Raw genomic sequence first — 22,457 nt, 5'->3', positions numbered from 1 at the left:
TCCTTGGCCGCAGAGCCCTCCGCCAACCCCCAAATCCCGCCCACAAAAAAGGGGACTTTCGTCCCCTTGCGGTGTTGCCTTCTCAAGCGCTGCGTCTCAGTAAATATCCTTCGAAAGCAGGGTGAACGGCGTCTTCACCAGAATTTTCAGATCCAGCCACAGCGACCAGTTATTGATGTACTTCAGGTCGATCTCAACACGCTTTTCCATCTTGTCCAGAGTGTCTGTCTCGCCCCGGCAACCGCTGATCTGCGCCAGGCCAGTGATGCCCGGTTTGATTCGGTGACGGGCCATGTAGGCGAGGATCTTGCCCGAGTAGTAGTTGTTGTGCGCCACGGCATGCGGGCGTGGGCCGACCAGTGCCATGTGTCCTTGCAGCACGTTGAACAGTTGCGGCAGCTCGTCCAGCGAAGTGCGACGGATAAAGCGACCGACCGCGGTAATGCGCGAATCGTTGCGGCTGGCCTGCTTGACGTCACGGTCATCGTGCACGCGCATCGAGCGGAATTTCCAGACCTTGATCACCTTGCCGTTCCAGCCATGGCGATCCTGCTTGAAGAACACCGGGCCCGGCGAGGTGAGCTTCACCGCCAGGGCCACGGCCAGCAGCACCGGGCTCAACAGAATGATCGCCAGCAGGGCGACGGCTTTTTCCACCAGACTCTTGCTCAGCGCAGCGGTCGGGCGGCTGGTCAGCGGGCTTTCGTTGAGGTAGATCGCCGGCAGACCGTCCACGACTTTCACCGAGTGATTGAGCAGCGTCAGGCTGTTCAGGTCCGGCACCCAGACCACGTCAACGTTGGCATCCAGCAAGTCCACATACATCGCCTCGATTTTGGCGGCTTCCGACAGCGGCAGCGTGATGTACAAGCGGCGGATGTCGTGGGTCTGGATCAGCTCGAGCAGTTCGTCCTGAGCGCCGACAACGCGCGGGGCGTCCGCTTCCAGCGACGGGGTATCGCCGTTGCTGACCAGACCAACCAGCGGCAGGTTTTCATGCTGGCTCAGCTTCTTCGCCAGGCCCAGTGCCAGTTCGCCGGTGCCGACGATCAGGGTCTTGTGTTCGCTTTTGCGCGACCGCTGGTAGAACTTCGAGAACGCATGCAGCGGTGCGTACAGCAGCGCCTGACCGAGGAAACCGTACACCGCCCATTCAAGGATGACCTGGCGGGAGAACAGCGCATCTGCCTTGCAGATGAAGGCGATGAACGCCAGCCCGGCCATGGTCATGAACCAGCCCATGAACAGTCGACCCAGCCCGGTCAGGTAATTGTCTCGCTTTCGATACGCGCCGCTGAAAGTATAAGCCGGCACCGAGGCCAGTACCGCCAGGATCGTGCACATCCGATAGTAGAACTCGACGGTGCCGGTGTGCTGTTCGGCCAGTATGAACAACAGGGAAACAATGAAACTCTGTGCCAGCGCCCATTGGCCCCAAAAGGTCAGTCCCTTGAGGCCGGTGTTTCGATTGATACGAAGAGAAAGATCCATACGATATCCCCAAAAGACGTCCGTTCAGGTTTCGACAGTAGAAAACCGAGTTGTTAAGCAGACTTGTTATTGTTGTTTGAGTCAGTGTCCTGAGGTAACAACGCCGGAATGCGGAACTGTCGTCAGTCAATAGACTAAGTTATTGCCGGGGATGCTGTCTGACGAGTTCTAACAAGATGGCACAGTGCCAACTTATTTGAATTTCCAATATTCAAACGTTAGAAAAGGTCGAAAGGCAGGGGGTGAATAATCAATATTGTGTTTGCTATCGTAGGTGGGGTCAGGAGGCGGGTATAACCAGGGAGGGGCGAAACCAAACAGAGTGCTTTTTTATTTTTGTAATCGCACTTGTATCTGTTTGTCTTGTAGTGAGGGATGTTGTTTAGGCAACAACTTCCTGGATCAGGCAATAACCGCGATTGCGCACGGCACGAAACAATCGTTCACCGTTGCTGGCGTTCTTGAATTTGTCTTGAAGACGGCTCAGGCACATTTCCAGTCCCCGGTATTGCTCCGGCTCGCGGCCGATGCTGAGGATCAGATCGTCGCGACTGACAACACGATCTTCATGGTGCAGCATCTTGCGCACCAGTGCGGTTTCAAGCCCGGTGAGACTGATCTCGACGCCTTCTTTCGTCAATGCACCCTGATCATTATCCAGATGCCAGGCTTCGGTGCAGGGCGCGTCGGATTCGATCGTTCGGGAAGTGTCAGTGGGGTTTTCGGACATGGCCGTGGAATTGTGGAATGAATGCGCCGATTGTGCTGCCAGCCATTCCGATTCGAGGGTGGCCAGTATGCGCTGGGTATCATGTTCGATGCTACGTGCGACATGCTTCCTTGTGCCGCGTGGGTAAGTGAACTCCATCAGCATCGGAGTGGAAGAGGGCGAAGCAACACCTTCAATAAACATTTGTGCCTGAGACGTGCCAAACGAATTGAAACGCTCACTGGAGAGAATGTTCTCGAGTTCGCGCTGCGACGCTGAGCTGTTAGTCACGACAACAAAGTATTTTCTTGGGAGGGTCGTGCTGGTTTCCATGTCTCTCTCCTAAAGTACACACCAAATTTGGCGAAAAAATAATGGCAGGCGAGCAATGTTTTCCTCGGAATTAATCGATCAGGCAGGGTCTGGGCCCAAAGATGGCCTCGATAAGTTCCACTCGGTCTGCGTTAGAGTAATGGTTTATTGTTATGTTTAAGTGTTGCAGCGCTCATGCAATTGACAGCTTTTTATTAGATATGTGACGCGGTTAAAACTATGAGAAAGCGGATGTTTGAAGCGTTGCATCAGACGTTCCCTCGTATGCTGCAAAAGAGTGTTTTCCCTGAATCAAGGGGTTGAGATCAACCCCCTCATCAGACGATAGCCATACCCGCGAATGCTCTGTATGGCGTTCGTACCGTACACGTCCTTGATTTTCCCACGCAAGCGGCTGATGGATTTTTCCAGCGCCCGAGGGTCGTAGAATTGGGTGTTCAGCCCCATGATGCTGGCGATTTCATCGTGGCTGAGAATGTGATTGCCGGTCTGCGCAAAGGCTTGCAGGATCTTCATTTCGGCAAAGGAGATATCGAGTTTCTTGCTGGTGTCCGAGAGGCAGATGCGGGTGGGGTCCAGCACCAGATTGATATCGCGTTGCCATTCTTCACTGTTGAAGAACTCGCCCAGCAGCTCGCCGCTTTCATCGGACAAGGTATTGAGTTTGATACAGAAGTCGGCACCGGCCAGAAAATACTTGATCTTGTTGTGGGCGCCGCGACCTGTGATCACTGCACAAATAATCGGCTTCAAGTTGTCATTGCGCAGGTTTTCCACCAGCGCAAGGTTATCTTCGAGTGCCTGAGGGCTGTCGATGATAATGAAGATCGCCCGATACAGACCGTGATATTCGTTGTGCTGATATGAACTAATGTAGGCGTCGGCTTCAACAGCCACACCGCTCTGCACATGCTTTGCGATTAGCGCGCTAAAGTGTTCAGCCACGCCACGGGTACGACCCAGGGTGAGAACACCTGGTTCGTCGCTTGTGCGGTGCGGGCTTTTAGTCGCTAAGTTACCTGTGAGCATCATGCATTGACTCGAAAAGGTGCTGACATCGGGATGTTAAAGCACCGGTTCTCATCTGTGACTGACAATTGGTAACATTTGGACGAATTTTAGACGTGGCTCCCGAGTTTTCTAACAATAATTAAGCGATTCAAGCTTTTAGTTGATTTTTTCGGGGCTGTGAACTAACGGAATTGAGGCCGTTAGATGGTGGCAATATGGAATGGTGCCACTATTTTGTAATTATCGCGACCTGTTTTTATGTCCCTTGGCCATCACTCAACTGCATACGTATCAGAGCAGTGTGAGGTGGGTCACATTTTATGGGGAGGCCAGTCTTTTGGCTATAACGTCGACAACTTCACACACGGACGTTTATTAACATGCCTTGAGTGTGGCTTTTGATAAGACATATTCTCCGTCCTCGAGTCGGGCAATGGGTGCGCATCTGCCAATTGTTTTACTTCAGATACTCAATGCCTGAATGCATTTAACAGGGCGCCCGCAAAGAGCGCTCTGACGGAGGATTAATGGATTTACTGACCTTGTTCAAGGTGCTGATTCTTGGGGCGGTAGAAGGCCTGACCGAGTTCCTGCCCATTTCCAGTACGGGCCACCAGATTATCGTTGCCGACTTGCTGGAATTTGGTGGTGAACGCGCCATGGCGTTCAACATCATTATTCAACTGGGCGCCATTCTGGCCGTGGTCTGGGAGTTTCGCCCGAAGATCTTCGAGATCGTCAAAGGCCTGCCGACCCAAAGCAACGCACAGCGTTTTACCCGCAATTTGCTGATCGCCTTTTTCCCGGCAGTCATTCTCGGCGTGTTATTCGCCGACACGATTCATGAATACCTGTTCAACCCGATCACCGTTGCCGTTGCATTGGTGGTGGGCGGCATCGTGATGTTGTGGGCCGAGCAGCGGGATCATGTAGTGAGTGTCGACCATGTGGACGACATGAAGTGGGCCGACGCGCTGAAGATCGGTTGCGTACAGTGCCTGGCGATGATTCCGGGCACGTCGCGTTCCGGTTCCACCATCATCGGCGGTCTGCTGTTCGGCCTGTCACGCAAGGCCGCCACGGAGTTCTCGTTCTTCCTGGCGATGCCGACCATGGTCGGTGCCGCGGTATATTCCGGCTACAAGTACCGCGAACTGTTCCAGAGCAGCGACCTGCCGGTCTTCGCCCTGGGCTTCGTCGTAGCGTTCATCTTCGCGATGATCGCCGTGCGCGGCCTGTTGAAGTTCATTGCGAACCACAGCTACGCCACCTTCGCCTGGTACCGCATTGCCTTCGGCTTGCTGATCCTTGCCACCTGGCAATTTGGTTGGGTGAACTGGACGGCTGCCGCTGCCGCCTGATCATTGACTGCTGATCACCGCAGCGACGGCGAGGTCGCTTAACTCGGTATCGGGCGATTCATGACGAAACCGCTGCAAGGCTGAAGTGAAATACGCAGCCTTCAGCATTCCGTCGCTGGCTAGATAAAGCCGCGCGTCTTCCAGCTCCTCGGCGGAGTAAACGCGTTTATGGCTGTCGGTGGTTTCTTGCGAGGCTGTAAAAGGCGTGAGCAGCAAGGAAGCAAGCGAGAAACCAGACAACTTGGTCACCTCCCATGGCGTATCGGTGTTACCCAGACACAGCCCGTCGCAGTGGGCCTGGGCATTAGACGTGGCGCAAAACAAGGCAAGGAGGGTGCAACGCTTGAAACCAGAGAAATTCAACGCGGGCATAAACAAAAGACATCCTGTCAGTACATCAAAAGAATTACATCAGCGGGCAACAGTCATTCGTTGCCCGCACATTCAACGCATCGATCAACGACCCGCCAGCAACTCCGCCGCCTGATCCAGCAACGCCAGCGGATCCTTGGCCTTGTGGATATCCACCGACAGCAGCTGACGAAACTTGCGCGCCCCCGGGAAACCGGTGCCCAGGCCCAGCACATGCCGGGTGATGTGATGCATCGCACCGCCGGCCAGCAAATGCTCGGCTATATAAGGCCGCAACTGCGCCAGCGCCTCGGCCCGGCTGATCACCGGCGCGGTACTGCCGAACAGTTGCTGATCCACCTCGGCCAGCAGATAAGGATTGTGATACGCCTCGCGCCCCAGCATCACGCCGTCAAAGGTCTGCAAATGCTCATGGCAGGCCTCCATCGTCTTGATCCCGCCGTTCAGAATGAACTCCAACTCCGGAAAATCCGCCTTCAACCGCGCCGCCACGTCATAACGCAACGGCGGAATGTCCCGGTTCTCCTTCGGCGACAACCCCTCCAGAATCGCAATCCGCGCATGCACCGTAAAACTGGTGCACCCGGCATCCCGCACCGTCCCGACGAAATCGCACAGCTCTTCATAACTGTCCCGCCCATTGATCCCGATCCGATGCTTCACCGTCACCGGAATCGACACCGCATCCCGCATCGCCTTCACACAATCCGCCACCAACTGCGGATGCCCCATCAGGCACGCCCCGATCATATTGTTCTGCACCCGATCACTCGGGCAGCCAACGTTCAGATTCACCTCGTCGTAACCGTGCTCCTGCGCCATACGGGCACAGGCGGCCAGGTCCAGCGGAACACTACCGCCCAACTGCAACGCCAACGGGTGCTCGGCTTCGTTGTGACGGAGGAAACGCTCGTGATCGCCGTTGAGCAGCGCGCCGGTGGTGACCATTTCGGTGTAGAGCAGGGCGTTTTTCGACAGGATGCGTAGGAAGTACCGGCAGTGACGGTCAGTCCAATCCATCATCGGCGCCACACTGAAGCGGCGAGACGGCTCGGAACGGGGGTGGCTAGTGTTTACGGGCGATTGGGGTTTTTCGAAATTCATTGATACTGATCTTTTATACAGCGGTTTTTACCCATTTTCCCTTGTTTTCTGAAGTCGGTTGCTACAATGTAGCAAGCGAATTCGGCAATGTAGCAACGGGAAATGGGCACGATCACATCACGCAAGCGCAAGGACAACTCGACGGCCTACACGGCGCAGATACGGATCAATCGGGACGGGCGAACAGTTTATCAGGAAAGCCAAACCTTCGATCGAAAGCAGGTCGCCCAGGCTTGGATCAAGCGGCGTGAGACCGAGCTGGCCGAGCCTGGTGCGATTGAGCGCGCAAACCGTAAGGGTGTAACGATCAGGAAGATGATCGAGCAGTACCTGGATGAGTACGAGAAGATCCGGCCGTTGGGCAAAACCAAGAACGCGACGTTGAAGGCGATCAAGGATACCTGGCTGGGCGACCTTGACGACTCGGCTCTGAACAGTCAGAAACTGGTGGAGTTTGCACAGTGGCGGATGAGTAAAGAGGGTGGCGGTGTTCAGGCGCAGACGGTCGGTAATGATCTCTCGCACCTGGGCGCGGTGCTGTCCGTGGCGCGACCGGCCTGGGGCTACGAGGTAGATCCGCTGGCCATGCCCGACGCTCGCAAGGTTTTACGAAAGCTAGGTATGGTGAGCAAGAGTAAGGAGCGCAACCGTCGGCCGACGCTCGGTGAGTTGGACAGGTTGATGAGGCACTTTTTCGAAATGCAGGTTCGTCGACCTGAGTCGATCAACATGCCGAAGATGATTGCGTTTGCTCTCTTCTCGACGCGCCGGCAGGAGGAGATTACTCGGATTCGCTGGGATGATCTCGACGAGTCCCGGCAGGCCGTCCTGGTACGTGATATGAAGAACCCCGGACAGAAGATCGGCAACGACGTTTGGTGCCATCTGCCCGATGAGGCCTGGGCAATCCTGCAGAGCATGCCCAGGACTGAGCGGGAGATATTTCCGTACAACTCCAGATCCGTTTCCGCATCGTTCACGCGGGCGTGTCCGTTGCTGGGGATTGAGGATCTGCACTTCCATGATCTAAGGCATGAAGGCGTGAGCCGCCTGTTCGAAATGGACTGGGATATTCCCAGGGTTTCGAGTGTTTCGGGACATCGCGATTGGAATTCTCTCCGGCGATATACCCATCTGCGTGGCAGGGGCGACCGATATTCAGGATGGCAGCACTTAGAAAAAATCCTGCGATGACAATTGAATGGATTTAGGGAGATAGCGTGAGGAAGGGTATTTTCAAAAGAAAGCAGGGCGTCGTTACGAAGTGGAAGTTAAGGGGGGGACGGCTTTTAGGTCTTTTGATGACAACGGGGGCGATAGGTTTTATTGCAGCAAGTGCTTATGGTTTTTTTGTCAAGGATATTTCCTTGGATTTTATAAGGCCTTATGGTCGATATTATATATTTCAACTGAGTAATGAAACTCCAGTTGGTCAGCGCGTCAGCTCATTTAAAGTGATTCCGCCTGGTCCTCAATCTTTGATTTTTAGAATTACCAGGGATATTTATGGAGAGCTTGATATAAATAGATCTGCTACGCTTCCAGGAGGAAATATCAGCTGGATCCCAGCGGTTGAGTTTCATGAGTTAGATGGTAAAGAGTTGCAGGCCCATTCTGCGCATAAATTTCGCATGCCTCCGTTAAGTAGTAGGGATTATATGCAGCCTGTGGCTGCGATACTTGAAGTTCAATATGATGTGCTTCCAGCCAACGGGATACTGGCTGGGCTTGACAAAATATTGCGCGCTATCGGGTTGCGTAATTCTTCCACGAAAACTAGGTATCTAGTAGTTGATAACTATTGGCATGAAACTCGTTCTGAGTCACTAGGAGAGGCTATACGTATAGCTTGTCGTGATAATGATTCGCTTCGATCAGACTTGTGTGGTCGGGACAAAGCTGAATAAGCAGAAGGGGGCTGGCGCCCCCTTTTTTTATGCTTCTCTGCCCATAAACTTGTTTTGCTCAGTTCTGGCTTTTTCACGCTGCCTATCAATGTAATCGGCTAAGTCTTTCAAATGGATGCCGAGGGCTGCCTTCTGGCTATTAGCGCCCATGCGGATTACTGGAATATCAATTTCCCCATCTAATTGTTTGCGCTTGAATTTCTCCACGGTCAAATGCATGTAGTCTTCACATACTCGGCCGAGCGGAATGACTGCTTGCCCTTCATATTGAGCCATCAGTAAGAAGAGGGTATTCATGCAGCCTCCATAACTTTGTTTGTGTTTTCCGTCATATTTGCTTCAATCAAAGCCATCATCGGCCATGGAGAAACAGAATTGCCCACCATCAATACTTGATCTTTCTTGCTGAACTTCTGGCCGTCGTGGCCGTAGTCAATCACGTAGTTGTCCGGAAAGCCCTGGGCTCGGTAAAGCTCCCGTGGCGTCAGCATGCGCATGCCAATGTCGACGATAACGTATGGCGTGCCCTTGATCACCACGGTAACCAGGGCCAACCGATCTCGTGTGGTGATCGTGGCTGCCGGATCGCGCAGGTCGTAGATGTTGTCAGTGCCGTAGTACCCCATTAGGAAAGCGGCAACGCGTAGAGCGCCTTCCTCCACGTCTGGTGCGAGTGTGTACTCGAGCAGCGCGTGATGTTCTGCGCCGGCACAGATAGTAGAGATCGGCTCGTCCATCGCGCTGCCTACACAGTTCTTGCGCAGGGTCAGCAGATTGGCGGTCACCAACTGCTGTTGGCTGCCCGTCGTGGTTATCGCTGTCAGAGGCTGGTCTGGGTGCCGTCCCAACGTTTCGTTGAAACCACCGTTGTGCTGTGCGATGTAGGCCACGGCGAGCGCGAAGTGCCCCCCCTTTACCTGCGCGCAGATGGTCCCCAGCGGTGCATCTGCTGCCATGGTCCGCTGGGATGTTGCGTTGGCGTGCTCTGTGAGGAAGGGCGCGACTTGTGGCGTCACCAGGGCGAAGCCATGCGCGCCAGTGATGGTCTTGGTTGGATCTTGCACCGACTGGCATCGAGTTATGTCGTTGCCTGAATGGTTGACGCTTACGATGAACGGGTCGGCATGATCGACCACATAGCGGCGGGCACCTTTGCGAACGCGCTCCATGGTCTTGCTTGCCAATGGCCGGCGTACGCCAGCGGCACGGCCTTCTTCTTTCGTCAGAAAGATGCTCGGGCAGGGGATCGACCAATCGATGCAACTGGCAGCGTTACGCCAAGCTTTTTGACCCTTCGCGGGTTCTTTGAAGTGGGTCGGCTGCGGCCAATACAGCGGCTTGCCATCGCATCGAGCGACCATGTAAAGGCGTTCGCGTGTGGTAGCGGCGCCAAAATCGCAGGCTTTGAGTTTTCCATGCAGGATGTCATAGCCCATGTTCTTGAGGATCTGTAGGAAGCGGCGCCAGGTCTTGCCCTTTCGTTTCGGATCAGGCACCAGGTATTGATCCTGGACCGGAACGCGCTCGCCTGCTGCGGCCACGCTCCCATCGCGGCGAATCACCCGGCCGGTGGTTTTGCATCGCTTAGCAATCAAGGGCCCCCATTGCAGGATCTGCCAGACGTTTTCCATAGTGATGAGGTCGGGTTTGACCTGCCCGGCCCACTTGACGGTGACCCATGACAGAGAGCGGCTGGCACTGCTGCGTGGTTGACCTCCTGCAGCAAGGCTGTGATGGGTACATTCGGGGCTCGCGTGTAGGTGTGCGACGGGGCGGCCTCGTGTCGCCTTTCGTGGGCACACCTCATAGACGTCCGAGATGTAATGCTCTGCGCCTGGGTGGTTGCGCTTGTGCATGCTGATGGCTTTGGGGTTGTGGTTGATCGCGATATCGACGGCTTTGCCCGTAGCCATTTCCTGGCCCATGGTTGCGCCGCCACCACCGGCAAACAGGTCGACGCGGATCTTGCCCATGAGGTCGAGGCCAAATTGGGTGATAACGGCAGTGCTTATTGGGGCTCGGGAAAAGGCGGTCATACGCGTGCTCCATGCGTATACCCCACGACAGGCTGCGCGAGCGGGCGATTTTGAGCGGTTAGCGTTGCATTGGGTGTGGCTGCCTCGCGCAGCTTTTCGTGGGGTATGAGCGCCTCGGTGGTGCTGCTGGAAGGAGCAATAATGCCCGCTGCTGCGCAGCAGAGGCTGTTTGTTTCTAGTGTGTCGACGCGGGTTTCCTCGCGGAGCAAAGCGGTCGTAGATTGGGTGTTGTGCTGGTCCTTTTGCATGCCGCTTTCCTCCGAGGTTTGATTGCGCGGTGGTTCGTCAACCGCTGATGAGGCGTGAGCCGGGTTGCGGTGGCTGTGGGGTTGGGAGCGAACTTGGCTCATGCGGCGCTCTCCTGATCTACCGGCTGCAGCAGGGCAGCCATGGCGAGCGCTTGGTCGCGGAGGGTGCGTGTGTCGCGTTCCAGCTTTTTGCCGGTGCGAAAGGCGCTGAATGTCTCGGATGCGATCCGAAGTTTTTCGGCGATTTCCAGTAAGGTGAGTCGTTCCTGTTCACCCATTTTTGACGCAGCGAGGGCGCGCTCGTAATGGGCGTAAAGTTTCTCGCGTTGGTCATTGGCCCGGCAGAGGGCGAGTTCCAGGTTACGGTTCTCTTCCCAGCTTTCAGATCGCTGAATGGCTTTGCCTTCATCCATTCCATCTCGATACCCAACACAGCCGCCAACGTCATAGCCTTCGCTGTAGCCCTGTGATTGGCCCTCGTCATGGCCGTTGTTGAATCCGTTCCGGTAGGCGAGCCAGTAAATGCCGGCGGTCATGAGGACGATTGCTATCAGCGCGCATATTTGAATTGCAGTCATGTGGTGTGCTCCTGGTGATGTTATTGGCTGGTGGTGGCAGCCGTTCGGCTTGTGGTTGTTACTCGGTGGATTCTTCCTGCTGTCGCTGCATGTCTTCGTCGGCCTTGTAGGCGCGGATGTCGATTAGGGAGGCGACGTGGCGGATGTGGGCGTACTTCGGTGCCTTGCGGCTGGTGTCCAGCGTGGTGATTGGGAGCTGGATGCGGCCGCTGCTGATCTCGGCCACGAACGATTGTTCGTTGAGGTTGCGGAAGTACTGCTCGCGCACTTTCTCCAGCGGGATCAGGACGTCGCCGAAGATGCGGTAGAGCAATTCGACGGTGGCTGACTCCGGTGCTGGGTGCAGGCGCAGCGGGTTTTGGGCTGTGTTACTCATGGCTTTGTTGGGCCTCCTTGCGTTGTTTTCGGGCCGGGTGGTTCCAGGCGTTCAGGCAGTGGGTTCTGGTCAGCTCGCGCAGATGTTCGGGCACTTCGAGGAGCGCGGCGTTGCGCTCCTCTCGTGTCCGCATGGCGATGATCTGGCGGGCGTATTCCCTAGGCCACGTCACGGATGTCTGCCGGGATGGCAGGCAGGTCGATGCCCAACTGTTCGGCCAACCAGCGGATGCCGGGTTGTTTCACCCGGGTCGACTGGCTGTACTGCATGCCGAGTTGGCCGTGGTACCACTGGCCGTCCTTAATGCGCAGGTAGTCGCGGTCACGGTTGGGGTAGGCCGGTAGGTTCTTCTCGTTGATCAGGCCTTTTTCCCGCATGCGTGCGATGAGTTTTGGCCGGGTGAGGCCGAGCTGGGTTGCGGCTTGGGCGAGGGTGCGTTCCATAGCATTCCCCTTATGCCGCGTGCGCGGCTGGGGTGGCCGCTGCAGCGAGGTGGTTGATGGACTCGGTGACCTTGCCGTAGATCTCGACATCGGTGCCGTACGCGGTGAAGCAGCGGGTGTGCGGGCTTTTGTTGCCGATGCTCAGGATGGTGGTGACGCCTGAGCGCGATTGGGTGCGGTGCAGCGCAACTTGCAGGGGGTAGTCGAAGCCCATGTCGAGGCTTAGCACGCCGCCGGTGCGTACCAGTTCGAAAACGCGTTGTTTGTCCGAGACCTCGAAGCGGCCATATTCGCGGCTGGCGTGCGGGCGGTGCACCAGGTCGCTGGTGTTGCTCGCATCGAACGGGCCGTTGGCGATCTCTTCGATGAAGTCGGCCAGCTTGAGGTGCGTTTTCTTATCGTTCTGCAGGGTCAGCGTGTGGCGTTCGCTGCCCAGCTCTACGACGAAGGTGCTCGCCGTTGTGCCGCGTTCGACCTTGAGACGGAACGCCAGGCACTCACGCTTGGGCGCTGTCCGGAGGACGTGGTTGAAGGTCTCGGTCAGGTTGACCTGGGCGTTGAGCAACTGCAGCGTGCGGTTGTCGATTTTGTACTTGATCATGCTGCATGCCCTCCGCCATTCGGATCGAATGGGGTAGGGGCGGGACGTGCGAGCTGTTTCGGTTTGCTGGTGGCAAACGAGCAGCCGCTCTCGCGGGCTAAGCGGCGGATTTCGAAGATTCGGAAGGGGTCAGTAGCGGCCGGGTGGACGTGCAGGGTTGCTGTGGTACGCATGATGTGCCTCGCTCTGTGGTGGAAGAGTGAGGATGATATTAACCTTAAAGGTTATCAAGTCAACAAAAACAACCTATATGGTTATTTTTTTGGCTGAGAGATTCTCCTTCTCGCGGAGTGACGGAATGAATAAAAAGTGATACTGATGTGCCAGCGGCCCTGCTTTCGCAGGCAAAAACTAAAAGGGATCTTTATGGCTAAGAATTACCCTGCTTTTGTGAACGCCACCTCTGCAGTCAGTAAAATTTTGGAGAAGATAAAAGTCGCTGCTACACCTGATCGATTTACTCAGGATTACCTTGCCACTGAACTCGGCTTTCCAGGAGGAGGTGCAAGAGCGTTTATTCCGTTAGCCAAAAAGCTAGGGTTATTGGGAAGCGACGGAACACCCACAGATTTGTATAGGCAGTTCAGAAATACAAACGCAGCTACTTCCAAAGCCGCTATGGCGAAGGCAATAAAAAATGCTTATTCAGATGTTTATGCTCGTAACGAATATGCCCATAGTCTGAGTCGCGCTGATTTTGAAGGGCTAGTAGTCGAAATGACAGGGCTAGAAAAAGGCAATGGTACTGTCAAGGCCATTGTCTCCACCTTTGAGGCCCTCAAAGCATTTGCAGAATTTAAAGCGGTAGATGCGGAGGAGCCAATAATTTCCATTGAGAAAAAAATCTCAGAGTCCTCATCTAATGAAGAATATCCCGATGTGCGCTTGGGTCTTTCTTATACGATTAATTTAGTTCTTCCGAAGACTGATGATGTGTCAGTCTTTAACGCAATTTTTAGAAGTTTGAGAGAGAATCTGTTGAGGAAATAAAATGGACGATAAGATCAAAGTCTTCGCTTTTTCACATCAAATGGTAGAAAGAGCGCTCGATGGGGTTGAAAAAGGACTCCAGATAGATCTCCTGCGAACGGATTTATCGGAAAGGGCGGGAGATAAGGATCAAGATTACTATCCACAATTTACAATGGATATTAGGTCAGAAGCCAAGGAAATGGCAGTTCATTATGAGCTCTTTTATTGCTTGGAAGTCTCGATAAGAACTTTGATAAAAGACAAGATGAAGTCTGAGCTGGGTTCTGATTGGTGGAATTTAAGTGAGATTCCTGAGCCTATAAAGAAAAATGTAAAAGATAATATTCAAAGAGAGCTGGACTCTTCTTTTACCCAAAGATCGGATGATGAGCTAGATTATACGACCTTCGGTGAGCTTGGGGATATTGTGAGAAAGAACTGGATTCATTTTGCTGATATTTTTTATAGTGAGAAAGCATTCAATAGAGTGATGAACAGTCTGAACTTACTGCGTGGGCCGATTGCTCATTGTAGTCCTCTGGCAGAAGACGAAGTCGTTCGTCTCAAGCTTACACTTAAGGATTGGTTTCGTCTCATGGAGTAATCATTTCCAGAATGATTTTTTCTGGACTTACAAGTCGGAAATTTTCCATCGTGCACGACCACAGATGATCCATTCTTCTGACATTCTAATGATTCTATCTGGCCAATCTGGATTGAGGGCGTATAAGTATTGCTCATCGCCTTCCTGTTTGAGTTGTTTAAGCGTTGCTGCGTGATCACTAGTTCTCTTGGCTGCTACGAAATGACCTGGTAGCGCTTCTAGAGCAGGGTCGATTACAACCTTGTCGCCTTCTACAAATTTCGGCTCCATGCTTATGCCTTCCACTCGCAGGATAAAGGCACGTGGACCTACAGGGCCTGGAACTTCGATCCACTCCTCTGCATCTCGCGGATCAAATTGGCTGTCTTGAGCGCACCAAGCTCCAGCAGCTATTGAGCCGATCACTGGCACTCGTCGTCCGGTATGGCTTAACGGCGTGGTGTTACTGAACTCGCCTACCCCAAAAGGTAAATCTAAGTAGCCGTCATGGAGACCTAGGGCCTTTTCTATTTCGCGAGCAATTTGATTGCCAATCCCTTTCGTGGGGTTTTTACCTCCGAAGGCACTCACCTGAGCGGGCGCTTTTCCGAGTAGGTCGGCGACATCTGTAAGGCGTAGGTGCCTTTCGGCTAGAAGCCTTCGGAAATTGTGCAGGCGGGTATCTGAAATTTTCATTTGACGATTTTGTCTGAATTAACCTTTTAGGTGAATGTCCTTGTGGGTGTTGATAAAAATAACCTAAAAGGTTAAATTTGGTTTCGGAGGACAACCATATGAAACTACGCGAATACATCAATCAGTTGGATTCAGAGGCACTTGAGGCTTACGCCGCTCGTTGCCGAATCGCAGTGAGCTATCTGCGTCTGCATGTCAAATATGCGAGCAAAGATCCTAGCGTTTCTTTGATCAAGTCTCTGGCCCGTGAGAGTCAAGGTATCGTTGGTCTCGCCGACGTGCTTGATCATTTCGGTATCACTGAGTCCAACCAAGGCAGCAAAGCAGCATAGATAAGAAAAAAGGCGACCCAAAGGCCGCCCAGTTCCTCCCGCCACGCACCACCACAGCGCTGTCGGGTCGCGATAAAAAGGTAGGCGGGCACACCACATGCAACCACCTCCCATTATCGCGCTTTTCCAAGGCTCGGAAGCCTTGGTGTTGCTGCCTTTTCCACCACAGATTGGGCAGCTGTTGCGCCAGGGGTGAGCAACGGATTGCTCGCCCCGGCACGGTGCCGGTGTCGATCCCGAAGATCTAGCCGGCGTTTGGGCCCTTTCAAGCCACGCGGCAAATGTATCACCACTGCATGCCGCGCGGCACTGGCAACTTACAAGGATTAATGCCATGAGCCGTATCATTCTGAGCTCTCTAGACCGGGCGCAGCGGGAAGTTTTGCCGCTCGATCTTGCGCTTTACCATGCTGCACGGGATTACCCCGGCGGCGCCGCTGCTATCGCCGCCACCACCGGCCGAAATGCGACCACGCTGCAGCACAAGCTTTCCCCAACCCACCCAAGCCACACGGTGAATATTCAAGAGTTCGGCGAGATTCTGGAGCTGACCAAGGATCGCCGCATTCTGGATGCGGTGCATGCGCTGGTTGGTGACACGACCTGGCAGGAGCTGGCTGAGGCGTACACCAACGACATGCCTGAGACGTTGACCACCGGCATCGCGGAATACTTCCGCAAGGTGGCAGATCTGGCGGACACCTGGGCCAGGAGCATTGGTGACGGTGTCGTCACTGATGAGGAACTGGCCGCAATTCGCCTGCAGGTGTTTCGTGGGATTCAGGGGCTGTTGGGGATGTTCAACCGCGCCACGTATGTCAACCAGACGACGCGGGGTATTGATCGTGGCTGACATTGCGGATTTCGCTAATGACCTGGTGTTGGAGCGTGTTGATCAGGCGCTCGCTGCACGCAATGCCGCCAAGCCTGCCTTGGCGGCGCATTCGTTTCTGTTTTGCGAAACGTGCGATGAGCCGATCCCGGAAGCTCGTCGTTTGGCGCAGCCAGGCTGCACGCAGTGTGTGGGGTGCCTTGCCATCGAGGAGATGATGGAGGCTCGCCATGCTCGATGAAGTGTTGGGGCAATTCGCGGATTACGGTCTGGAGCCTGCGCAGCCATTGGTGTTCGGTAAGCTTACCCGGTGTAAAACAGCACAGGACAAGGGCAAGGAAAAGAACGGCTGGTACATCGCCCATGAGCATCGCACCGAGAAGGGCGAGACGCTGATTTTCGGCGCGTTCGGTGACTGGCGTTCGGGTGAGTCGCAGAAGATCAAGGTCAAGGCCGGGCGGATGTCGCCGGAAGAGCGTGAGGTTATGCGCGCTCGACAGGAGGAGGCCAAGCGCCGCGCTGCAGAGATTGCGGCCAGCGCGGCACGTCGTGCAGCCAAGCGAGCGGCGGGAATGTTCAAGCGCATGCCGGAGAAGGGCCGTAGCGACTATCTGGATCGTAAGCAGATCGTCGGTATCGGTGTTCGCTATGCGCCGCGCACTGGTGCGTTTCTGGTGCCTATGTGCAACGTGCGTGACGAGATTGTCGGCCTGCAGGTGGTGTTTCCAGCCAAGCAGGAAGACACCGGTCGGGACAAGACGTACTGGCCCTATGGGATGTCGAAGGAGGGCGCTTTTCACCTGATTGGTCCGCATCCGGATCCGGGTGAGCCGGTGCTGGTGTGTGAGGGCTACGCCACGGGCGCAAGCCTGCAGATGGCGACTTCGCTGACTGTGGCCATCGCATTTGACGCCGGCAACTTGCTGGTGGTGTGCAAGGCAATGCGTGAGCGCTTCGCCGGCTGCCCGCTGATCATCTGCCGGGACGATGACTGGAAGACCACGAAGCCCAACGGTGATGCCTGGAACCCTGGTGAAGAGAAGGCCAATAACGCGGCGCTGATTGTCGGTGGCCAGGTGGTTGCGCCGATCTTTTCCGGTGAGCGGGAGATTAAATGGACCGACTTCAACGACCTGCATGTCGCCGAAGGTTTGGAGGCTGTGCGCCGTCAGGTACTGGCGGTGGTGAAGCCGCCGGCCGCTGGTGGCTGGAAAGACATGTTGGCTCGGAGCGAAAGCGGCGCGCTGATCGCGCACATGCAGAATGTCGAGTTGATCCTGGCCAACGATGAACGTTGGGCCGGGGTGATCAGTTACAGCGCGTTCAGTTCGAAGATCGTGAAGCTGCGTGCGGCGCCGTACGGCGGCGGCACGGGCGATTGGGCGGATATCGATGATGTGCGGGTGATGAAGTGGCTCGCGCAGCAGTACAACTTGCGGGTGAAGGCGTCGCATGTGATCGAGGCGGTGAGCGTGGTTGCGCATGACCATGCGTTTCATCCAGTGCGGCAGTACCTGCGCAAGCTTGAGTGGGATCGCGTGCCTCGCCTGGAAAGCTGGCTCACGGATGTCATGGGCGTGAAGGCCACCGATTACTCGAGCAAGGTAGGCAAGCGCTGGATGTTGTCGGCCGTGGCGCGGGTGATGAAGCCGGGCTGCAAGGCTGACTCGGTGATGATCCTTGAGGGTGCGCAGGGCGCCGGTAAGTCTACGGCAATGAGCATTCTCGGCGGCGAGTGGTTCATGGATACGCCGTTCGCCCTCGGCGACAAGGATGGCTTTCAGGCGATCCGGGGCAAGTGGATCGTCGAGCTGGGCGAGTTGGACAGCTTCAACAAGGCCGAGAGTACCAAGGCCAAGCAGTTTTTCTCGGCGTCCACCGATACCTACCGTGAGAGTTACGGCCGTCGCACGATGGACGTGCCGCGTCAGTGCGTGTTCGTGGGGACGACGAACCAGGACGAGTACCTGAAGGACGCCACCGGTAACCGCCGTTATTGGCCGGTGGCGTGTACCAAGGTGGATCTGGAGCTGTTGCGTTCGATCCGCGATCAGCTGTGGGCTGAGGCAGTGTTCTGTTACGACGCGGGCGACCTTTGGTGGGTGACGCTGGATGAGGCGGCGATGTTCGGCGAGGAGCAAGACGAGCGCTTTGTGGTGGACGAGTGGGAAGGGCCAATTCTGACCTGGCTGGAAGAGTCGCAGATCGGCGAGACCACCACCGGTAGTGACGTGCTGACCAGTGCTTTGAAGTTGGACTTTGGGCATTGGGGCAAGCCTGAGCAGATGCGCGTCGGGGCGATCATGCATCGGTTGGGATGGCGCCGTGTTCGGATGCCTCCGTTGGTGAAGAGTGGCCAGCGGCCGTGGGCTTACAAGAAACCGGCAGGTTGGGGCGGTGCTTCGGCGTTGAAGCGGGAACCGATTGAGGAGCCTTGCTTTGATTAAGGAGATCGATTCGCTGCTTCGGTTGTGGGCGCAGGAGCTGCATTCCGAACATTCGAAAGGGGGGCTTGCTGGGGGGAACATGGTTGCCATGATGATGGAGAGCAATGGGCAACTGATCCGTGGACGGCGGGCCTTTCGTGCGCCGCTGGAGAGTTCTCTCGACATCGAGCTGATCGTGACCAAGCATCTGGCGCCCGAGCTGGTGACGGTTGTGCGGGAGCATTACTGCATGCTCGATGTTGATATGCGCTCGCGTTACGCACACTGCGGTTGCGGCCGCGATACGTACTACCAGCGTCTGCATGACGCACACCTGCAGATCTTTGGGGTGATGATGGGGATTGCTGCGTGACCCCAGGCATTCGTCCGGCTGTTGCTGTCCCACTGGCCCGTCTTGTCCCGCTGCGTTTCGATGCAGTGGGACAGGTGCGGGCCTTGTCGTTGTTGGGCTGTCCCACCGTCCCGGTACAAAGTGCCTCCCGCCCGTGTAAGCGTAGCGGGCAGCAGTACGCGCGTTTCACGCGCATGCGTGTTCTTTAAGATTCTTCCTTTACACGAGAAAGGAGAGAGATAAGTAGGACAGTGGGGCGAAGCCCCGAATTTAGGCGCTCTCAGGCGTCCCACTTCGATTCCGAATGGTGGGACAGATGGGACACCGCCGAAACAGCAGAATGCCGGGGTGGGATATTCGCCGACATTCGCTAGGCGTTCACCCGGTGTTACCCACATATTCGCCGGGTGGCATTAAACCGGGGTTGCTGCCACCGGAATCGACCTGTAAAAAGTAGTCATCTTCGATAGGTGCGACCGCAGAGAGCGGCAGGCACCACACCACCAAACCCGGCCATTGCGCCGGGTTTTTGCGTTTAGGGGTTGGCGATGACAAACGAGCAACAAGCGCTGGCAGAGATGCCGATCTGGTTAGTGATCGTCCTGGCCCTGGTCGGCGGCGTATCGGGAGAGATGTGGCGGGCCGATAAGGATGGGGCGCGGGGCTGGGCATTGTTGCGCCGCCTCGCGCTTCGGTCCGGAGCCTGCATTGTCTGCGGGGTGTCGGCGATGATGCTGATGATCGCGGCCGGCATGACGATCTGGACGGCAGGTGCCTTGGGTTGCCTGACGGCGATGGCCGGTGCCGATGTGGCCATCGGGTTGTACGAACGCTGGGCCGCCAAGCGACTGGGCGTCAGCGAAGTCCCGCCAGCCGGAGGCGAGCAGGGGTGATGCACCGATCTGGGGCGCCGAAAGCCGCCGGGGACCCTAGGGATATCTGAAGGACACGGGGTCGGAAACCCGCGGGAAAGTGTTAGCGGGAGCGCCCCCAGCTTACTGAAATTCAATCCATTGAAATTTAAAGGTCTGCATTGAAAAGCCGTTGAAAGGAGGGCTTATGACAGAACCAACTTACCTGTCGAAAAGCGCCTTCGCGGCGCGGATCGGCAGGGCGCCGAGCTACATCACCTGGTTGAAGAACAACAACCGCCTGGTGCTGTCGCCGGACGGAAAACTGGTGGACGTGCCGGCCAGCGAAGCGTTGATTCGCGACACCGCTGACCCAAGCAAAGCCGCCGTCGCCGAGCGACACCAACAAGACCGGATTCAGCGCGACGTGTACAGCCAACTGTCCACTTCCGTCGAGCCGACTTCCACGGCTGCGCCGCCGCAGGTGATCACCGGCGACGGCAAGCTGCCCGACTTCCAGAAAGCCCGCGCCCTGCGCGAACACAACATGGCCAAGCTGGCCGAGATTGAGCTGGGCAAAGCCCAGGGCGCACTGGTCTCCAAGGAAGCGGTCGAGACCGGTGCCTACAACGCCGGCCGTTTGCTGCGCGACCAGTTGTTCGGCCCGTTGCCGCAACTGTCCCACGATCTCGCGGCTATGACCGATCCCTGGCTGATCGAAAAACACCTGACGGCCACCTTCCGTCGAACGCTGGAAGAAGCCGAGCGCCTCTCTTCAGCCGACCTTGAACACGCCATGACAACGGACTGAACCCATGCACACGGAATTTCCTGACGGTGCAGAGGTGTACCGTGAGGCATATTTCCGTGGACTGCGCCCCGACCCAGATCTCTGGATCGACCAATGGGCCGACGAGTACATGCGGATCCCGCGAGACACCGGTGCCCCCGAGCCCGGCCAGTACCGCACCTCACGGACACCTTACGCCCGCGAGCCAATGCGTTGCCTGTCGCCGGCTCATCCCTGCAGGCGCGTGGTCACCATGGTGGCCTCGCAGTTGATGAAAACCCAGATCGCATTGAACTGGATGGGCGGCCTGATCCACATGGCGCCGTCGAACATCCTGGCGCTGCTGCCCAGCCTCGGCCTGTCCAAGCGCGTATCGGGGCGGATCAGCAAGACTATCAAGGCCACCCCCGTTCTGCGCGAACGTGTCGCGGCCACCCGTTCGCGGGATGCGCGCAACACGATGGACACCAAGGAATTCGAGGGGGGGGCGCTGTACGTCACCACCGCCGGTTCTGCGGCCAACCTATCGGAGCTGTCGGCACGCTACATCTACGGCGACGAAGTTGACCGTTGGGAGAATGATGTCGGCCAGGAGGGTGATCCCATCAAGCTGGCCGAGACGCGGGCGACCAACTTCGGTCGCAATGCCAAGATCTATTTCTCCAGCTCGCCGACGATCAAGGGCGCCTCGCGAATCGCCGACCTGTTCGATTCCAGTGACCAGCGTTACTACTACGTGCCATGTCCCACCTGCGGCCATATGCAGGTGCTGGAATGGGAACGCCTGCTCTACAGCAAGGACTACAGCACCGTGCATTACCAGTGCGCAGGCCCTGAATGCGATGTGCTGATCGAGGAACACCACAAGAGCGACATGCTTGCTCGAGGTGAATGGCGTGCCCATGGCAGCGGCGACGGCAAGACCGTCGGCTTCCATCTCAACTCCCTCTACTCGCCGACCGGCTGGATGGACTGGGCCTCGCTCGCCGAAGAATTCGAGGACGCCAAAAAAGCCCAGGCCCAAGGCGACACGAGCTTGATGCAGGTGTTCTACAACACCCGTCTGGCCAAGGTCTGGGACAGTGCGCTCGAACAGACCAAAGCGGAAGTGCTGATCGCCCGGGCGCGGCAGGAGACCTACACCCTCGGCGCGATGCCGGCCGGTGTGCTGATGCTGACCGGTGCCGTCGACGTCCAGGCCAACCGCCTGGAAATGATGGTGATGGGCTTCGGCGTCGGCATGGAGCGCTGGGTGGTCGATCACCAGGTCATCTGGGGCGATCCAGCCGACGAGCGCACCTGGTCCGTACTGGACGAAAAACTCAAGGCTCGCTACCGGCATCCTTTCGGCGTCGGCTTGGGCATCCTTGCCGTTGGCGTCGACTCCGGCGGTCACCACACCGACGAGGTCTATCAGTTCTGCCGTGTACGTCGTTGGCGCAACGTTTTCGCCATCAAAGGCGCAAGCAAGCCGGGCAGGCCGGTCATCGCACAGCGCCCATCCCTGGTCGACGTGACCTGGAAAGGCCAGACCGAACGCAACGGCGCCGAGCTCTGGTTCGTCGGCACCGACACGGCAAAGGACTGGATCTACAACCGCTATCCGTTCCCGGACGGCCCGGGATCGCTGCACTTTGCCAATGACCTGCCGGACGAGTTCTTTGCCCAGTGCGTCGCCGAGCGCAAGGTCGTGCGCTACGTGCGCGGCCACAAACGCATCGAATGGGTCAAGGGTAAGGCCGAGCGTAACGAAGCGCTCGACCTGATAGTGTACTGCCTGGCCATGGCCCATTACCTCGGCATCAACCGCTACCAGGAACACGACTGGGACCGGGTGCGTCAGGCACTGGCCCAGTCTGGTCTGTTCGACGATGCCCTCGGCATCAAGCCAGTTCAGGGGGCGCGCGTCGACGACGGCGAAACGCCTGAGCCTGCTGCTGTACGACAGGCTCAAGCCGCGCCACCACCACCTGCCGCGCCGGTCGTGCAGACACGCCCAGCCGCACCCCCTCAACGCCGCAGTTCCACCAGCGGTTATCTGAAGAGACGCTGA

General features: G+C 56.5%; 26 protein-coding genes. 13 read left to right on the top strand and 13 right to left on the bottom strand.

Features of this window, described 5'->3' with window-relative positions:
- Positions 1-96: 96 nt before the first annotated feature.
- The 3 genes from GQX66_RS12120 to GQX66_RS12110 form a co-directional block, all read right to left on the bottom strand.
- The gene (locus GQX66_RS12120) at positions 97-1,491 is read right to left on the bottom strand and encodes an undecaprenyl-phosphate glucose phosphotransferase (protein WP_240869364.1); all 1,395 of its coding nucleotides are present in this window, start codon (positions 1,489-1,491) and stop codon (positions 97-99) included.
- 382 nt (positions 1,492-1,873) lie between these two features.
- A complete protein-coding gene (locus GQX66_RS12115) occupies positions 1,874-2,533 on the bottom strand; it encodes a helix-turn-helix domain-containing protein (protein WP_240869362.1) in 660 nt (219 codons plus the stop codon).
- A 291-nt stretch (positions 2,534-2,824) separates the two neighbouring features.
- Complete coding sequence (locus GQX66_RS12110) at positions 2,825-3,565, bottom strand: winged helix-turn-helix domain-containing protein (RefSeq protein ID WP_240869359.1); 741 nt, start codon at positions 3,563-3,565, stop codon at positions 2,825-2,827.
- A gap of 506 nt (positions 3,566-4,071) precedes the next feature.
- On the opposite strand from GQX66_RS12110, the gene GQX66_RS12105 reads away from it, so the two are divergent.
- Positions 4,072-4,905 carry an undecaprenyl-diphosphate phosphatase gene (locus GQX66_RS12105; RefSeq protein WP_007951638.1) on the top strand — a complete coding sequence of 278 codons (834 nt, stop codon included), beginning with the start codon at positions 4,072-4,074 and terminating at the stop codon, positions 4,903-4,905.
- On the opposite strand, the gene GQX66_RS12100 is transcribed toward GQX66_RS12105, so the two are convergent.
- Together GQX66_RS12100 and dusA are read right to left on the bottom strand one after the other, a co-directional pair.
- Positions 4,906-5,277: a DUF2388 domain-containing protein gene (locus GQX66_RS12100; RefSeq protein ID WP_221397798.1), complete on the bottom strand. Its 372-nt coding sequence runs from the start codon at positions 5,275-5,277 to the stop codon at positions 4,906-4,908. It lies immediately after the preceding gene.
- A gap of 84 nt (positions 5,278-5,361) precedes the next feature.
- Complete coding sequence (dusA, locus tag GQX66_RS12095) at positions 5,362-6,381, bottom strand: tRNA dihydrouridine(20/20a) synthase DusA (RefSeq protein WP_240869351.1); 1,020 nt, start codon at positions 6,379-6,381, stop codon at positions 5,362-5,364.
- 102 nt (positions 6,382-6,483) lie between these two features.
- Between dusA and GQX66_RS12090 the strand changes: the two genes are divergently transcribed.
- Together GQX66_RS12090 and GQX66_RS12085 are read left to right on the top strand one after the other, a co-directional pair.
- Positions 6,484-7,575 (top strand): site-specific integrase, encoded by a 1,092-nt coding sequence (locus GQX66_RS12090; RefSeq protein ID WP_240869348.1) that lies wholly within the window; start codon positions 6,484-6,486, stop codon positions 7,573-7,575.
- 26 nt (positions 7,576-7,601) lie between these two features.
- A complete protein-coding gene (locus GQX66_RS12085; protein WP_240869345.1) occupies positions 7,602-8,288 on the top strand; it encodes a hypothetical protein in 687 nt (228 codons plus the stop codon).
- A gap of 27 nt (positions 8,289-8,315) precedes the next feature.
- On the opposite strand, the gene GQX66_RS12080 is transcribed toward GQX66_RS12085, so the two are convergent.
- The 7 genes from GQX66_RS12080 to GQX66_RS12050 form a co-directional block, all read right to left on the bottom strand.
- Positions 8,316-8,585 (bottom strand): pyocin activator PrtN family protein, encoded by a 270-nt coding sequence (locus GQX66_RS12080; RefSeq protein ID WP_240869342.1) that lies wholly within the window; start codon positions 8,583-8,585, stop codon positions 8,316-8,318.
- Positions 8,582-10,324, bottom strand: coding sequence for a DNA cytosine methyltransferase (locus GQX66_RS12075; RefSeq protein WP_240869340.1), 1,743 nt, complete (start codon positions 10,322-10,324; stop codon positions 8,582-8,584). Before GQX66_RS12075 ends, GQX66_RS12080 begins: the two co-directional genes overlap by 4 nt.
- Positions 10,321-10,674 (bottom strand): hypothetical protein, encoded by a 354-nt coding sequence (locus tag GQX66_RS12070; protein WP_240869333.1) that lies wholly within the window; start codon positions 10,672-10,674, stop codon positions 10,321-10,323. Before GQX66_RS12070 ends, GQX66_RS12075 begins: the two co-directional genes overlap by 4 nt.
- Complete coding sequence (locus GQX66_RS12065) at positions 10,671-11,150, bottom strand: hypothetical protein (protein WP_240869331.1); 480 nt, start codon at positions 11,148-11,150, stop codon at positions 10,671-10,673. Before GQX66_RS12065 ends, GQX66_RS12070 begins: the two co-directional genes overlap by 4 nt.
- Before the next feature lie 58 nt (positions 11,151-11,208).
- Complete coding sequence (locus GQX66_RS12060; protein ID WP_221533899.1) at positions 11,209-11,526, bottom strand: pyocin activator PrtN family protein; 318 nt, start codon at positions 11,524-11,526, stop codon at positions 11,209-11,211.
- Positions 11,527-11,684: 158 nt separating this feature from the next.
- Positions 11,685-11,969, bottom strand: coding sequence for a phage antirepressor KilAC domain-containing protein (locus tag GQX66_RS12055; protein WP_240869328.1), 285 nt, complete (start codon positions 11,967-11,969; stop codon positions 11,685-11,687).
- Between the two features lie 10 nt (positions 11,970-11,979).
- Positions 11,980-12,570, bottom strand: a complete 591-nt coding sequence (locus GQX66_RS12050) for a hypothetical protein (protein ID WP_240869325.1) — start codon at positions 12,568-12,570, stop codon at positions 11,980-11,982.
- Between the two features lie 366 nt (positions 12,571-12,936).
- Between GQX66_RS12050 and GQX66_RS12045 the strand changes: the two genes are divergently transcribed.
- Together GQX66_RS12045 and GQX66_RS12040 are read left to right on the top strand one after the other, a co-directional pair.
- The gene (locus tag GQX66_RS12045; protein ID WP_221533902.1) at positions 12,937-13,560 is read left to right on the top strand and encodes a DUF5343 domain-containing protein; all 624 of its coding nucleotides are present in this window, start codon (positions 12,937-12,939) and stop codon (positions 13,558-13,560) included.
- A gap of 1 nt (position 13,561) precedes the next feature.
- Positions 13,562-14,146: a Swt1 family HEPN domain-containing protein gene (locus tag GQX66_RS12040; RefSeq protein ID WP_221533903.1), complete on the top strand. Its 585-nt coding sequence runs from the start codon at positions 13,562-13,564 to the stop codon at positions 14,144-14,146.
- A 27-nt stretch (positions 14,147-14,173) separates the two neighbouring features.
- Here GQX66_RS12040 and GQX66_RS12035 read toward each other — a convergent pair whose 3' ends face one another.
- Positions 14,174-14,821: a S24 family peptidase gene (locus tag GQX66_RS12035; protein WP_240869321.1), complete on the bottom strand. Its 648-nt coding sequence runs from the start codon at positions 14,819-14,821 to the stop codon at positions 14,174-14,176.
- Positions 14,822-14,919: 98 nt separating this feature from the next.
- Here GQX66_RS12035 and GQX66_RS12030 point away from each other — a divergent pair, with 98 nt between their 5' ends.
- From GQX66_RS12030 to GQX66_RS11995, 8 genes are all read left to right on the top strand, one after another.
- Positions 14,920-15,153, top strand: a complete 234-nt coding sequence (locus GQX66_RS12030; RefSeq protein WP_221533905.1) for a hypothetical protein — start codon at positions 14,920-14,922, stop codon at positions 15,151-15,153.
- A gap of 334 nt (positions 15,154-15,487) precedes the next feature.
- Positions 15,488-16,006, top strand: coding sequence for a phage regulatory CII family protein (locus tag GQX66_RS12025; protein ID WP_221533906.1), 519 nt, complete (start codon positions 15,488-15,490; stop codon positions 16,004-16,006).
- Positions 15,999-16,226 carry a TraR/DksA family transcriptional regulator gene (locus GQX66_RS12020; protein WP_221533907.1) on the top strand — a complete coding sequence of 76 codons (228 nt, stop codon included), beginning with the start codon at positions 15,999-16,001 and terminating at the stop codon, positions 16,224-16,226. Before GQX66_RS12025 ends, GQX66_RS12020 begins: the two co-directional genes overlap by 8 nt.
- Complete coding sequence (locus tag GQX66_RS12015) at positions 16,216-18,432, top strand: VapE domain-containing protein (RefSeq protein WP_240869319.1); 2,217 nt, start codon at positions 16,216-16,218, stop codon at positions 18,430-18,432. The genes GQX66_RS12020 and GQX66_RS12015 overlap by 11 nt, the downstream gene beginning before the upstream one ends.
- Positions 18,425-18,784, top strand: a complete 360-nt coding sequence (locus tag GQX66_RS12010; protein ID WP_236190972.1) for a hypothetical protein — start codon at positions 18,425-18,427, stop codon at positions 18,782-18,784. The genes GQX66_RS12015 and GQX66_RS12010 overlap by 8 nt, the downstream gene beginning before the upstream one ends.
- A 527-nt stretch (positions 18,785-19,311) precedes the next feature.
- Positions 19,312-19,656, top strand: coding sequence for a phage holin family protein (locus GQX66_RS12005; protein ID WP_136494171.1), 345 nt, complete (start codon positions 19,312-19,314; stop codon positions 19,654-19,656).
- Between the two features lie 166 nt (positions 19,657-19,822).
- Positions 19,823-20,425 carry a terminase small subunit gene (locus tag GQX66_RS12000; RefSeq protein ID WP_240869316.1) on the top strand — a complete coding sequence of 201 codons (603 nt, stop codon included), beginning with the start codon at positions 19,823-19,825 and terminating at the stop codon, positions 20,423-20,425.
- Positions 20,426-20,429: 4 nt separating this feature from the next.
- Positions 20,430-22,457, top strand: coding sequence for a phage terminase large subunit family protein (locus tag GQX66_RS11995; RefSeq protein WP_240869306.1), 2,028 nt, complete (start codon positions 20,430-20,432; stop codon positions 22,455-22,457).

The organism is Pseudomonas sp. B707, assembly GCF_022496685.1.
Taxonomy (GTDB): domain Bacteria; phylum Pseudomonadota; class Gammaproteobacteria; order Pseudomonadales; family Pseudomonadaceae; genus Aquipseudomonas; species Aquipseudomonas paraglycinae.
This window is presented reverse-complemented; position numbering and strand designations above follow the sequence as displayed.